Here is a 13030-nt window from a genome sequence, read left to right as displayed (position 1 = left end):
GCCGTAGGCCGCCTACCAACGGAGGAACCCCCCATGTCCCCACGTGGACGCCATCGCCGCCCGCAGCCGAGCACCACATCCCGCGTCTCGTTGAAGGTGACAGCGGGCGGCGCGGGGATAGCCATCCCCCTGATCGGGGCCCACGTCGCACAGGCGGCGCCCACGGACGTGTGGGAGAAAGTCGCCGCGTGCGAGAGCAGCGGCAACTGGAAGACCAACACCGGAAACGGCTACTACGGCGGCCTCCAGTTCACCCAGAGCACCTGGGCGGCCTACGGCGGCACCGCCTATGCCCCACGCGCCGACCTGGCCACCAGAAGCCAGCAGATAGCCGTCGCCGAGAAGGTGCTCAAGGGCCAGGGTCCGGGCGCCTGGCCCAACTGCGGGCCCCGCGCGGGACTCGCACGCGGCGACGCCTCGCCCCCCAAGGCCGCCCCGGAAACGGAGAGCGCCGCGAAGGCCAAGCCGGAGCGGGCCGCGAAGGCCAAGCCGGAGCGGGCCGCGAAGGCCGAGGCTGAACGAGCCGCAAAAGCCGAGGCTGAACGGGCCGCCAAAGCCAAGGCCGACCGCGCCCGGGCGCAGCGCAGCAAGCAGCTGACGACGTATCGGGTGATCAGCGGGGACACGCTCTCCGGTATCGCGGACGAACACCGGGTCGCCGGCGGCTGGCACGCCCTGTACGACAACAACCGCTCCACCATCGGCGCCGACCCGGACCTGATCCTGCCCGGCCAGCAGCTGAGCCTGACCGGCAGCCCGCGCCGGACGGAGCGCGCCCCCGAGGCCGAGTCGCCCAGCAAACACCAGCCGAGCAAGCAGACCCCGAACAAGCAGGCCCCTGCCAGCCAGGCCCCGGACAAGCAGAGCCCGCAGAAGCAGAGCCCCCAGCACAAGAAATCGCAGCACAAGGAAACGCCGCACAAGGAAACGCCGCACAAGGAAACGCCGCGCAAAGCACCGCAGCCCAAGGCTCCGAAGCACAAGGCGCCCTCGTCAGCGGCCACCGCGCCCGTGGCCGGTGTCGGTCCCAGCACCCCCTACGGCGCGGCCGGCGGCAGTTGGTCCTCCGGGCATCACACCGGCGTCGACTTCCCCGTCGGCACCGGCACCAGCGTCAAGGCGGTCACCAGTGGCACGGTCGTCTCGGCAGGCTGGGGCGGCGCCTACGGATACCAGGTGGTGCTGCGGCACGCGGACGGCAAGTACAGCCAGTACGGGCATCTGTCGGCCATCTCGGTGCGCTCCGGGCAGTCGGTGGCCACCGGCCAGCAGATCGGCCGCTCGGGGTCGACAGGCAACTCGACGGGCCCGCACCTGCACTTCGAGGTCCGTACCGGCCCCGGCTACGGCAGCGACATCAACCCGCTGACCTATCTGCGGGGGCGCGGGGTACGGATCTGAGCTCCGTACCGTCCCGCGGGCCCGCGACCGCGCCGAGTGCGACCGTACGGTCGCACCAGCGCTCCAGCAGCGCGCGGTCGTGCCCGACGGCCAGCAGCGCCGCTCCTGAGCGCTGCCGGTAGTCCTCCACCACGGCGACGAGCGCCGCCGTGGTGGAGGCGTCCAGCATCGCGGTCATCTCGTCACAGACCAGTACCCGGGGCCGCAGCGCCAGCGCGCGTGCCACGCACGCGCGTTGGAGCTGACCGTCGCTGACCTCGTGCGGGCGGCGGGCGAGCAGATCGTCGCCGAGCCCGACGGCCTGTGCCAGCTGGGCGACCCGCTCCGTCGCCTGAGCGCCCCGCCCGGTGGCGCGCAGCGGTTCGGCGATCAGCGCGGCGAGGGTGAGCCGGGGGTCGGCCGCGAGCCGGGGCTGCTGGAAGACGACACCGACGGCGGTGCGCTGGGCGCGCGGCGCCCGGTGCCGCCAGCCCCCGGCGGGTTCGCCACCGAGCCGTACGGTGCCCGCGTAGGGACGGTGCAGCAGGGCCGCGACCTTGGCCAGGGTGGACTTGCCGCAGCCGCTCGGGCCCAGCAGTCCGACGGACTCGCCCGCGGCCACCGTCAGCGAGACGTCGCGCAGCACGGGCGCGCGCCGCTGGTAGCCAGCGGTGACGCTGTCCAACTCCAGCGCGGGGAGGGCCGTCCCGGTCATACGGTGCTCCCTTCGCGGTGTCGGCAGGCGGGCCGGCCGGTGGTGACCGGGTGGTGACAGGCCACACCGCCGTCCGGTGCGGGCAGCCGAGCGCATGCGGCGCTCGCCCGGGTGCATCTGGACGCGAAAGCGCAGCCGTCCGGGAGGCGGCCCAGCTCGGGCGGCATTCCGGGAATGGGCGTGAAGTCCCGCTCGGGCAGTGCCGCCAGCAGGCCGCGGGCGTAGGGGTGGCGGGGCCCTGGTCCGCCGAAGAAGTCCCCCGCCGCTGCCACCTCGACCACACGGCCCGCGTACATCACCGCGACCCGGTCGGCGATGCGCTCGGCGGCCGCCAGATCGTGGGTGATCAGCAGCAGGCCGCGCGCCTCGCCGGTGTGGGCGCGCAGTTCGTCCACGGTGCGCTCCACCAGATCGCGGTCGAGTCCGGTGGTCGGCTCGTCTGCGAGCAGCAGCGGCGCGTCGCCGACCAGCGCCAGCGCCGTGGCGGCCCGCTGGGCGAGCCCGCCGGAGAGCTGGTGCGGATAGCGGTCCAGGTGGTCGGCGGGGAACGCGGCGCGGCCGGCTGCCGCGCGGGTCGCCTCGGCCAGTTCCTTGCCGCGCAGCCCCTTCAGCTCCCGTACGGTTTCGGCGAGTTGGGAGCGCACGGTGCGCACCGGAGTCAGATGGGCTGCCGGGCTCTGCGGTACGAGGCCGACGCGCCTCCCGCGTACCGTGCGGGCGAGAGTGGCCTCGTCGGCGGCGAGCAGGTCGAGGGGCTCGTCCTGCCCCGCGGGGCCGGGACCCCCGTCGTGCGTGGGCCGGTGCAGCAGGGCGCTGCCGCTGGTACGGGCGTTCGCCGGGAGCAGCCCCAGCAGCGCCGAGACCAGCACCGACTTTCCGCAGCCGCTCTCCCCCACCAGCGCCAGGCACTCCCCCGCCGCCAGGTCGAAGGAGACGTCACTGACAGCGGCGATGTCACGCCCGCCGCGCATCCCGAAGCGTACGGACAGCTCCCTCACGCGCAGCAGGGGACGGACGGTGTCGCTCTTCCGGCTCACAGCATCAGCTCCGATCGGCGGCGCGGATTGATCCGTTCCCGCCACACGCCCGCCAGCGAGGCGATGGCGAGGGTGGGCACGATGAGGAACAGCCCGGGGAAGAGCGTGGGCCACCAGTCACCGGCCAGCAGCGTGCCCCGCGCACTCTGGATCATGTTGCCGAGGCTGGCGCGGTGCGTGGGCAGGCCGAGCCCCAGGAAGGAGAGCGCGGACTCGTGCCAGATGGCGTGCGGCACCATCAGCACTGCCGCCAGCCCAGCCCGCGGCAGCACCCCGGGCAGCAGATGGCGTACGGCGACCCGCCACCGCGAGGCACCGCCGGAGACGGCGGCGTCGATGAAGTCCCTGGAGCGCAGGGACAGTACCTCTGCGCGCACGATCCGCGCCGTGGACAGCCAGTGCGTCAGCCCCACGGAGGCGACGACCGGCCAGACGCCCGGGCGGAACATGGCGACGATGAAGATGCCCAACAGCAGGTGCGGCACCGAGGAGAAGACGTCCACCAGGCGCATCACCATGCGGTCAGCTCTGCCGCCCGCGGCACCCGCGGCCGCGCCGACAGCAGTACCGATGACGGTGGCGGTCAGCGCGGCCACCACGCCGACCAGCAGCGAGACGCGCATCCCGTAGACGCAGCGCAGCAGCACGTCACGGCCGACATCGTCGGTGCCGAACGGGTGGGCGAGCGAGGGTGCCTGGAGCTTGTTCGCCATGTCGACGGCCTGCTCGTCCAGCGGGAAGAGCAGCGGCACCAGGAGTACAGCGCCGAGCACGGCCACCACTACGGCGGCGGAGGCGCGCACGCGCAGCGCGCGGCCCGTGCCGGCGCCGACCGCCGGACCGGCCTTGAGTTGGGCGCTCACATCTCCTCCAGCGCCACGCGCGGATCGGCCAGCCCGTACAGCAGGTCGGAGAGCAGATTTCCGGCGAGCACCGCCACCGTGGCGAGGGCGGTGAGAGCCGCCAGCAGCGGGAAGTCCGTCGCGGTCGCGGCCTTGACGGTGGCGGAGGCGATACCGGGCCAGCTGAAGACCGTCTCCACCAGCAGTGCGCCGGTGATGAGTTCGGGTATCCGCGAGCCGACCAGCGTCAGCAGCGGCAGCAGCCCCGAGCGCAGCGCGTGCCGCAGCAGCACCGTGCGCTCCGCCAGGCCCCGGGCGCGTGCCCCGCGAACGGCGTCCTCCTCCAGCGCGTCCCCGACGCCCTGGCGTACATACAACACGAACCACGGCAACTGGGAGACACCCAGCACCAGCGCAGGCAGCGCGAGATGGCGCAGCAGCGCGCCGGCGGTGACCAGGTCGCTGCCCGAGTCGGTGAGACCACCGGCCGGCAGCAGGTCGAACTGGACGGCGAACAGCCAGATGCCCAGCAGACCGATCCAGAAGGGGGGCGCCGCCTCCAGCGTGTAGGCGAGCGAGGTGACGGTCCGGTCGAGCACGCCGCCCCTGCAGCGTGCCGCGGCGACGCCGAGGGCCGTACCGGCCAGGACGGCGAAGGTGAAGCCCACCGCGCACAGCAGCACCGACCAGCCGAGCCGCTCGCCGATCACCTGGGAGACCGGCTGCCGCAGCGAGGTGGAGTCCCCCAGGTCGCCCGCCAGCGCGCTGGTCACCCAGTGCCACCAGCGCTGCGGGAACGGCCCGTCGACGTTCAGGTTGGCGCGCAGCTGGTCCAGCGTCTCCTGCGAGGCGTGGAGGCCGGCGGTGCCCGCGTACTGCTGTACGGGGTCGAACGGGGACGCTGCCGCTACGGCGAACACCCCGAATGTGACCGCCGCCAGGATCGGCACCGCGGCCACGAGCCGCCGCCCCACCATGCGCGCCACGGGGCCCCATCGCTTGTGGGCAACGACCCTGCCCGCCCTCATTCTTCCGGCTGCCAGTCCTGGAGGTCCCACCAGGGGCCGGCGCCGATGCCGTGGTCGTGGGGTTCGACCTGGGTGGTGAGGCCGCGCCACTTGTCGTCGATGACGTAGACGTGGTCGATGTGGGTGAGGAACGTATAGCCGGGGTTCTTCGTCAGCGCGCGCTGCACCTTGTCGTACGCGTCCTTGCGCACCTGCGGGTCGCGGCTCCGACGAGCAATGTCCAGCTGCTCGTCGACGGTCTTGTCGTGGTACTGGGCGAGGTTGTTCCAGCCGTCGCCGATCTGCGAGGAGTGCAGCGTCGGGTAGAGGTCGAAGTCCGGGTCGGCGGGGAAGCCGTTGCCCATCAGCATGGCGTCGTGGTCGAGCTTGGGCCGGACGACCTCGCGGCTGCCGGCCTGGACCTTGACGGCGATACCGGCCTTCTTCGCGTCGGAGGCGTAGGCCAGCGCGTGGTCCTGGCGGAGCTTGTCGCCGGAGAAGTACCACAGGGTGAAAGCCGCGCGCCTGCCGTGCTTGACACGGATGCCGTCCTTGCCCGGCTTCCAGCCGGCTTCGTCGAGGATCTTCTTGGCGCGGCCCAGGTCGTGACGGCGCTCGGTGCCCTTGGCGAACCAGGGGCTGTCGGTGGGCAGCGGGCCGTAGGCGGGCTTGCCGGCGCCGTTGAGTACGGACTTGACCATGGCCTTGCGGTCGACGGCGAGGTCGAGGGCGCGGCGGACGGCCTTGTCCTTGGTGACGGGATTGCCGCTGGGCAGGGTCACCGCACGGTAGTCGGCGGTCTTGGCGGAGAAGGTGCGCTTGTCCGCGTTCTCGGGGCCTTTCTCGTACGCCTTGGCGAGGGTGGGCGGCAGGATGGCGCCGTCCAGGTCGCCGGAGCGCAGCCTGGTGGCGCGTACGTCGTCGTCCTCGATGACGGCCACGGTGAAGCGCTCGACCTTGGGCTTGCCGCCCCAGTAGTGCGGGTTGGCCTTGAAGCTGAGCTTCTCGCCCTTGCGCCAGCTGGTGAGGACGTACGGACCGGTGCCGACCGGCTCGGTGTTGTAGGAGCCGGTGTTCACGTCCGTCCTGGAGGCGACGGCCCGGGAGGCGATGGGCAGCACGGTGCGCTCGGCGAACGCGGCGTAGGGGTACTTGAGCCGGAAGACGACGCGGTACTTGCCCTGGGCCCGGACGCTGTCGACGGCGTCCAGTTCGCTCTTGGAGGGGTTGTTGGTCTTCTTGTCGAGGATCGTCTGGTACGTGTAGACGACGTCCTTGGAGGTGAAGGGCTTGCCGTCGCTGAAGGTGACGCCCTTGCGCAGGTCGTAGGTGTAGGTGCGGCCGTCCTTGCTCACCTTCGGCAGGCGGGTGGCGAGTGCCGGTTTCAGATGCATCTTGGCGTCGTGGGTGAGCAGGCCGTCGAAGATCTTGGAGTTCCCCTCCTTGCCGTAGCCCAACAGAGGGCTGAGGGTCTCCGGTTCCTGCGCCACGCCCACCGTCAGCGAGTCCTTGCCGTCGCCCGGACCGTCACCGTCGCCGGGCGCTGAGCACGCCGCGGTACCCGCGAGGACGACCATGGCGGCCGCCGTCACGGTGGCTGTCCGTACCGTCCGGGCAGTCATATGTGGCATCCTCCTTGTTCAACAACGATCGCTCTTGCAAGCGATTCGCAATTAGACCGATTAAATCACGGGTGATCCGGTGCGCTTTGCCCGGATACCTCCCGGGAGGGCTGTCAAGGCCCGGGCAAGATCCAGCCCCAGTAACGCTGTTTTCTTCCACGCGCCGCATCTCGGTCAGTAGCCTCATGGGCCCGACCGGAACTCCCCGGTGAATGAAGCGAGCTGGAGACCCCTCGATGGAACGTCCCGCCTGGGCCCCGCAGGGCATCGACCTCAACGTGCCGAGCGTGTCGCGGATGTACGACTACTACCTGGGCGGGTCGCACAACTTCGAGGTCGACAGGGAGACGGCACGGCAGGCGATCAGGGCGTGGCCGGGGCTGCCGAAGATCATGCAGGCCAACCGCGCCTTCATGCGCCGGGCGATCCGGTTCGCCGTCCAGGAGGGGATCACCCAGTTCCTCGACATCGGCTCGGGCATCCCCACTTTCGGCAACGTCCACGAGGTGGCCCACGCGCTGGACCGTAGCGCACGGGTCGTCTACGTCGACAACGACCCGGTGGCCGTCGCGCACAGCCGTGCGGTGCTGGAGGGCGACCAGCGGGTGGCCATGGTCTCGGCGGACTTCCGCTCGCCGCAGGACGTCCTGGGCAGCCCCGAGACCGAGAACCTGCTGGACCTGGACCGGCCGGTCGTGCTGATGCTTGTCGCACTGCTGCACTTCATCGAGGACCGCGACGAGCCCCGCAAGTGCGTGGCGGAGCTGGCCCGCCGGCTGGCGCCCGGCAGTCTGCTGGTGCTCTCCCACGGCTCCGCCGAGGGCGGGCCGCCACGCGACGGGGGCGCCGCGCTGCAGGAGGTCTACAGCGCCGCGAGCGCCCCGCTCGTCATCCGGTCCAAGGCCGAAATCGCGCAGTTCTTCGAGGAGTTCGAGATGGTGGATCCGGGTCTGGTCGCGCTGCCACGCTGGCGCCCCGACAGCCCCACGGAGTACGAGGACCCGGTCGTCTTCAGCGGGTTCGCCGGAGTGGGCCGCAAGGCGGGACTCGCCGAGTGACCTCCAAGGACGCGTCCGAGGAACACGAGAAGCATACGAGCCCGTCCCCGGACGGCAGCGGAGCGGCGGACGGCGAGGACGGACTGCGACGCTTCGCACGGATCTGGAGCCGTACGGTCTATCCCGCCACCCAGACCTCGCTCTCCCGCGCCGAGTTGGAGGACTTCCTCCACCCGCTGGCCGTCCGGCTGGGAGAGGCCCTGCAGACCTTCCCGTTCAGCCCCGCACCCGGGCGTGAGGTCGGCGAGGTGCTGGTGAACGAGGCGCACTGCACCAGCCCCGAGGCGCTGCCGCACATCCTCGGCGTCATCGAGTCCTACCTCGTGCTGTACGCGGGCACCCCCGACAGCGTCGGCGTCGACGAGGCCCGGTCGCGCTGTGCCCGGCTCCAGCACGCCATCGCGGCGGGGTTCGCGCTCGCCGTGCGGGAGCGCACCCTGGCCGAGCAGGAAGCCCTCTCGCGGGCAGCGCTGGCCGCGCAGACCGCCGTCGAGGAGGCCCTGCACGCCTCGGAGACCCGGTTCCGGGCCGTCTTCAAGGACGCCACCATCGGCATCGGCATCGCTGACATGAACGGCCGGTTGCGGGACGCCAACGGCGCCCTCGCCCGGATGTTCGGCCACTCCGAGGAGGAGATGCGCCGCCGCAACATCAACGACTGGGTGCACCCGGACGACGCCCCGGACGTGTGGCGGCTGCACCGCGAACTGGCCGCGGGACGTCGCGACCACTTCCGGGTGGAGAAGCCCTACCAGCGCCCCGACGGCACCGTGCTGTGGACCAATTTGACCGTCTCGCTGCTGCGGGACGCCGAGGGCGAACCCCGCTACCAGCTCGCCCTGATGGAGGACATCACCGAGCGCCGGCTGCTGCATCTGCGGCTGCGCTACGAGGCGACCCACGACGAGCTGACCGGGCTGCCCAACCGCACGCTGTTCGCCGAGCGGCTGGACCGCATCCTGACCCCCGGCAACGGGGTGAGCCGGTTCGGGCTGTGCTATCTGGACATCGACGGCTTCAAGACGGTCAACGACAGCCTGGGGCACGCCGTGGGCGACCAGCTCCTCGTCGCCGTCGGCGAACGTCTCCAGTCCTGCACCACGGCCCCCGCCCACCTGGTGGCCCGGATCGGGGGCGACGAGTTCGCCGTGCTGATGTCCGACCCCCAGGGCACGGAAGAGGTCACCTGCCTGGCCCGGGCCCTGCTGGCGGCCCTGGCGACCCCGATCTCGCTGGACGGGCGCGAGCTGTCCGTCCGCGCCAGCATCGGCATCGTCGAGGGCGCGGCGGGCGAGCTGGAGCCCGCCGAGGTACTGCGCAGCGCCGACATCACCATGTACCGGGCCAAGGACGCGGGCGGCAACCGCTACGAGCTGGCCGACCCGGACTCGGAGGCCCGGGCCATAGACCGGCACAGCCTCACCAACCGGCTGCCGGCCGCGCTGGAGCGGGACGAGTTCTTCCTGGAGTACCAGCCGCTGATCCGGATGAGCGACGGCCAGGTGGACGGCGCCGAGGCGCTGGTGCGCTGGAGGCATCCGGTACACGGGCGGCTGGGCCCCGACCGGTTCATCCCACTGGCCGAACACACCGGGCTGATCGTGCCGTTGGGCCGCTGGGTGCTGGAGCAGGCCGTCGCGCAGACGTGCACATGGGCGGGCGGGCAGCCGCTGCGCGTCAACGTCAACCTCTCCCCGCGGCAGCTGCACCACCCGGATCTGGTACCGGACACCATCGCGGTACTGGAGGCCGCGGGGGTGGCGCCCTCGTCGCTGTGCCTCGAGGTCACCGAGAGCGCGCTGATCGGCGCGGACGAGGACGAGCTCAAGCCGCTGTGGCAGCTGGCCGAGATCGGCGTGGACATCGCACTGGACGACTTCGGCACCGGTTACTCCAACCTCGCCAATCTGCGCAAGCTGCCGGCCACCACGCTCAAACTGGACCGCTCCTTCACCCAGGGCCTGCAGCGGCATCCGGCCGACCCGGTGGACCTCACCTTCGTGGAGGGCATCGTCTCGCTCGCGCACGCGCTGGGTCTCGCCGTCACCGTCGAGGGGGTGGAGACCGAGAGTCAGGCCGACCAACTGCGCGATCTGGGCTGCGATACGGCCCAGGGCTGGTACTACGCGCGTCCGTCCTCACCTGGCGAGTTCGCGAGGGACTGGGCGACGGCGGGGTGAAGGCGGGCCGACTCCAGGGCCCCACGTCCAAGGACTCTAGGGCCCCACGTCCAAGTGGGTCTCGAACCACTCCACCAGGTCGGCCTCGACCTCGTCCCGGTTGGTCTCGTTGAGGATCTCGTGCCGTGCGCCCTCGTACGCGCGCCAGCTCAGATCGCGCGTACCCAGGTAGCGGAAGTCCTCCAGCAGTTCGTAGACGAGCGTCATGCCCTGGTTGCACGGGTCCTGGTCGCCGACGGCGATATGGACCGGCAGCCGGCGCGGGATGCGGGAGAACTGCTCCGGGTCGTTGATCTTGCGGGAGCCGAGCACCCAGTCCAGGGACAGGCCCGCGCTGAACGGGAAACCGCACCTCTCGTCCTGTACGTAGGCGTCGACCTCCGCCTCGTCGCGGGAGAGCCACTCGAAGCCGGTGCGGTGCTCGAACGGGTCGTTGAACGAGCTGAAGAGCACGGCGGTGAATTCGGACGGCGCGTCCCGGCCCCGCTGTGCGATCTCCCGCTCCAGCACCCGTACCGCGGCCTCGGTCTCGCAGCCGGGCAGCGAGCGGAACGTACCCGAAAGCACCAGCCCGGAAAGGCCCTCGCCGTGCTCCTGTGCGTAGTCGCGGGCGAGCTGGGAGCCCATGCTGTGCCCGAGGAGGAAGAGCGGGGCGTCCGAGGGCATCCGGGCACGGACACGGTCGCCGACCTCCTTGAGATCGGCGACCGTGGCCCGCCAGCCCTCGGCGCCCACCGCGCCCCGGCCGCCGGTGGCGGACGCCGTCGCACCGTGCCCCCGGTGGTCGGTGGCGACGACGGCGTAGCCGCCGGCGACGAGTCGGCGGGCGAACCTGTCGTAGCGCAGCGCGTGTTCGGCGGCACCGTGCGCGATCTGCACCAGCGCGCGGACATCGCCCTGAGGCAGCCAGGTGTAGGTGGCCACCTGGGTCCCGTCCGCCACGGTCGTGAAATCGTCCCGCCGTTCCGCCACGCTGGGCTCCTCTCCGCTCGCCGACTCGTCTGCCGCGTTGCTGCGGCGCGGCAGCCGCGTCCACTGCCCAGAGCGGATCACCGCACCGCGCGCAAGCAGTAACCGTAGCGGTAGGTGTGGTCCGCGTGAAGGAGGTACTTCTCCAGCGGCGGCGCGCCCCACGAGTCGTTGCCGCCGACGCCCATCTGCCGGTGGTTGACGCCCAACACCGTCTCCTTCCGGGGTTCGAGCTCGTAGGGGTGCCCGGGCCCGTCCAGGTCGGCGGGGGCGTGGTGCAGGGCGCTCAGCTCCAGATGGTCGCCGTCCTGAGTGGTGACGCGCAGTCCGCCGCCGTGCTTGGCGGTCAGCTCGCCCCAGCGCACCCCGGTGACGTTGCCGCACTCCTGCGGGCGTACGTACGGCGTGAACTGTTCCGCCACGCTGGAGCGGTACCGGCCGACCGGGGCTCCGGTCGCCCGGTCCTGGTAGTTCTCGTGCGGGCCCCTGCCGTACCAGGTGAAGGCCGACAGGCCCGCGGGAAGGGTGAGCAGCGCTCCGACCAGCGGGAGATCGGGCAGCCCCGCACCGGGTTCCAGGGTGTGTTCGACACGCACCTCCCCGTCGCCGCGCACGGTGAAGACGGTGGTGTACGCGCTGGCCGCGGGGGAGGTCGGGAGGGTGCTGCGTACCTCGACGGTGACCACCGAGCGGCTCTCGCGGGCGACCTTCACCGCGTCGGTGGTGCGCTTGGCGCCGGCCTGCTTCCACGTCTTGGCCTTTTCGTGGAAGTTCCGGCCGCGGTCGTTGTCGGTGGGAGCGCGCCAGAAGTTGGGCACCGGGCCCTCGGTGAGCAGGGCCACGCCCCTGTGCCGGAAGTCGGTGAGGGTGCCGCGGCGCTTGTCGAGCGTGAGGGTGAAGTCCCGCCCCGTGACGGTGACCTCTTTGCCGGTCTCCTCGTACTCCACGGGTGGCAGTTCGGCCTCTTCCGGCTCCTTGGGGGCCGCCTGCTGCCAGTCGGTGAGCTGGAGCTGTCCCCCCGCCACCTCGTGTCCGGCCTTCGCCCAGGAGGTGCCGCGCCGCAGTACGAGGGAGAGGTTGAGCCAGTACTCGGCGCCGGGCGCGGGCCTGGCGGGTCGGTCCAGTGGCAGCCGAACCGTGCTGGTGTCGCCGGGCCCGGTGCGGGGCGGCCGTACGGTGCCGTGCTGTACGCGCTCGCCGTCGCGGGTGACCTCCCAGCGCAGCTCGTAGCCTTCCAGGCCGGTGAAGAGCTGCTTGTTGGTGAGCTTCACCTCGCCCTCGGCCGCCTTGTCCCCCGAGAAGGCGATCCGCTGGTAGACGTGCTTGACCTCGTGCATGGCGGGGTTGATCTCGCGGTCGGAGCGGATGACGCCGTTGCAGCAGAAGTTGCCGTCCGTGGGATAGCCCGCGACCCAGTCGCCGCCGTACGACAGATAGCTGCGCGAGGAGTCCGAGGGCACCGGCTTCTTGATCGTCTGATCCACCCAGTCCCAGATGAAGCCGCCGTGCAGGTTCGGGTACTTCTCGAAGAGGTCCCAGTACTCCTGGAGGTTGCCGGTGCTGTTGCCCATGGAGTGCGCGTACTCGCACAGCATGAACGGCTTCTTGTCGCCCGACTTGCCGTACTTCTCGACCTCGTCGGGCTTGGCGTACATCCGGGACTCCACGTCGGCCACGGAGCTCATGCCCTCGTAGTGCACGGGACGGCTCGGGTCGCGCTGGTGGAACCAGTCGGCCATCTTGCGGAAGTTGTCGCCACTGCCCGCCTCGTTGCCGAGCGACCACAGCACCACACAGGGGTGGTTCTTGTCGCGCTCCAGCATGCTGCGCGCCCGGTCCAGGCAGGCCGCTGTCCACTCGGCGAGTGAGCCTGGGAGGGTGTCGCGGACCTCGTGGGTCTCCAGGTTGGTCTCGCCCACGACATACAGCCCGTACTCGTCGCACAGCTCCAGCCAGCGGGGCGAGTTGGGGTAGTGCGAGGTGCGGACGGCGTTGATGTTGTGCTGCTTCATCAGTTTGATGTCGCGCAGCATCGTCTCCTCCGGCACGGCCTGCCCGTACACGGGGTCGGTCTCGTGCCGGTTGGTGCCCGCGAACAGCAGCGGCTTGCCGTTGATCTCCAGCTTGCCGGGGCCGAAGGTCAGCTTCCGGAAGCCGAACCGCACCCGGTGCACCTCGCTGCGGTCGCCGCCCGGGTCCCGCACCGTCAGTACCAGGGTG

General features: G+C 71.2%; 10 protein-coding genes. 3 read left to right on the top strand and 7 right to left on the bottom strand.

What is annotated here, in order from left to right:
* The first annotated feature begins 33 nt into the window (after window positions 1-33).
* Window positions 34-1401, top strand: a complete 1368-nt coding sequence (locus JW592_RS11850; RefSeq protein ID WP_209264965.1) for a transglycosylase family protein — start codon at window positions 34-36, stop codon at window positions 1399-1401.
* Here JW592_RS11850 and JW592_RS11845 read toward each other — a convergent pair.
* The 5 genes from JW592_RS11845 to JW592_RS11825 all read right to left on the bottom strand — a co-directional run bounded on the left by JW592_RS11845 (window position 1358) and on the right by JW592_RS11825 (window position 6603).
* Complete coding sequence (locus JW592_RS11845; protein ID WP_209264964.1) at window positions 1358-2095, bottom strand: ABC transporter ATP-binding protein; 738 nt, start codon at window positions 2093-2095, stop codon at window positions 1358-1360. The genes JW592_RS11850 and JW592_RS11845 overlap by 44 nt on opposite strands.
* A complete protein-coding gene (locus tag JW592_RS11840; protein ID WP_209265144.1) occupies window positions 2092-3066 on the bottom strand; it encodes an ABC transporter ATP-binding protein in 975 nt (324 codons plus the stop codon). The genes JW592_RS11845 and JW592_RS11840 overlap by 4 nt, the downstream gene beginning before the upstream one ends.
* A gap of 62 nt (window positions 3067-3128) precedes the next feature.
* Complete coding sequence (locus JW592_RS11835) at window positions 3129-3995, bottom strand: ABC transporter permease (protein ID WP_209264963.1); 867 nt, start codon at window positions 3993-3995, stop codon at window positions 3129-3131.
* On the bottom strand, window positions 3992-4951 hold the full coding sequence (locus tag JW592_RS11830) for an ABC transporter permease (protein ID WP_209265145.1): 960 nt from the start codon (window positions 4949-4951) through the stop codon (window positions 3992-3994). The genes JW592_RS11835 and JW592_RS11830 overlap by 4 nt, the downstream gene beginning before the upstream one ends.
* 47 nt (window positions 4952-4998) lie before the next feature.
* Window positions 4999-6603 carry an ABC transporter substrate-binding protein gene (locus JW592_RS11825; protein ID WP_209264962.1) on the bottom strand — a complete coding sequence of 535 codons (1605 nt, stop codon included), beginning with the start codon at window positions 6601-6603 and terminating at the stop codon, window positions 4999-5001.
* 236 nt (window positions 6604-6839) lie between these two features.
* Here JW592_RS11825 and JW592_RS11820 point away from each other — a divergent pair, with 236 nt between their 5' ends.
* Both JW592_RS11820 and JW592_RS11815 read left to right on the top strand, forming a co-directional pair.
* Window positions 6840-7661 carry an SAM-dependent methyltransferase gene (locus JW592_RS11820; RefSeq protein WP_209264961.1) on the top strand — a complete coding sequence of 274 codons (822 nt, stop codon included), beginning with the start codon at window positions 6840-6842 and terminating at the stop codon, window positions 7659-7661.
* The gene (locus JW592_RS11815; RefSeq protein ID WP_372446496.1) at window positions 7658-9841 is read left to right on the top strand and encodes a putative bifunctional diguanylate cyclase/phosphodiesterase; all 2184 of its coding nucleotides are present in this window, start codon (window positions 7658-7660) and stop codon (window positions 9839-9841) included. Before JW592_RS11820 ends, JW592_RS11815 begins: the two co-directional genes overlap by 4 nt.
* 36 nt (window positions 9842-9877) lie before the next feature.
* On the opposite strand, the gene JW592_RS11810 is transcribed toward JW592_RS11815, so the two are convergent.
* Window positions 9878-10813, bottom strand: coding sequence for an alpha/beta fold hydrolase (locus JW592_RS11810; RefSeq protein WP_209264960.1), 936 nt, complete (start codon window positions 10811-10813; stop codon window positions 9878-9880).
* Between the two features lie 77 nt (window positions 10814-10890).
* Window positions 10891-13030: glycoside hydrolase family 2 TIM barrel-domain containing protein (locus JW592_RS11805; RefSeq protein ID WP_209264959.1), on the bottom strand; the 2140-nt coding region annotated here is incomplete at its 5' end.

It is taken from the genome of Streptomyces spirodelae (genome assembly GCF_017676385.1).
Lineage (GTDB): Bacteria > Actinomycetota > Actinomycetes > Streptomycetales > Streptomycetaceae > Streptomyces > Streptomyces spirodelae.
This window is presented reverse-complemented; position numbering and strand designations above follow the sequence as displayed.

What these genes read in the sequence shown, in the direction of transcription:
- JW592_RS11850 (WP_209264965.1), top strand. Translation starts at nt 34, where the DNA reads ATGTCCCCACGTGGACGCCATCGCCGCCCGCAGCCGAGCACCACATCC.
- JW592_RS11845 (WP_209264964.1), bottom strand. Translation starts at nt 2,095, where the DNA reads ATGACCGGGACGGCCCTCCCCGCGCTGGAGTTGGACAGCGTCACCGCT.
- JW592_RS11840 (WP_209265144.1), bottom strand. Translation starts at nt 3,066, where the DNA reads ATGCGCGGCGGGCGTGACATCGCCGCTGTCAGTGACGTCTCCTTCGAC.
- JW592_RS11830 (WP_209265145.1), bottom strand. Translation starts at nt 4,951, where the DNA reads ATGGTGGGGCGGCGGCTCGTGGCCGCGGTGCCGATCCTGGCGGCGGTC.
- JW592_RS11825 (WP_209264962.1), bottom strand. Translation starts at nt 6,603, where the DNA reads ATGACTGCCCGGACGGTACGGACAGCCACCGTGACGGCGGCCGCCATG.
- JW592_RS11820 (WP_209264961.1), top strand. Translation starts at nt 6,840, where the DNA reads ATGGAACGTCCCGCCTGGGCCCCGCAGGGCATCGACCTCAACGTGCCG.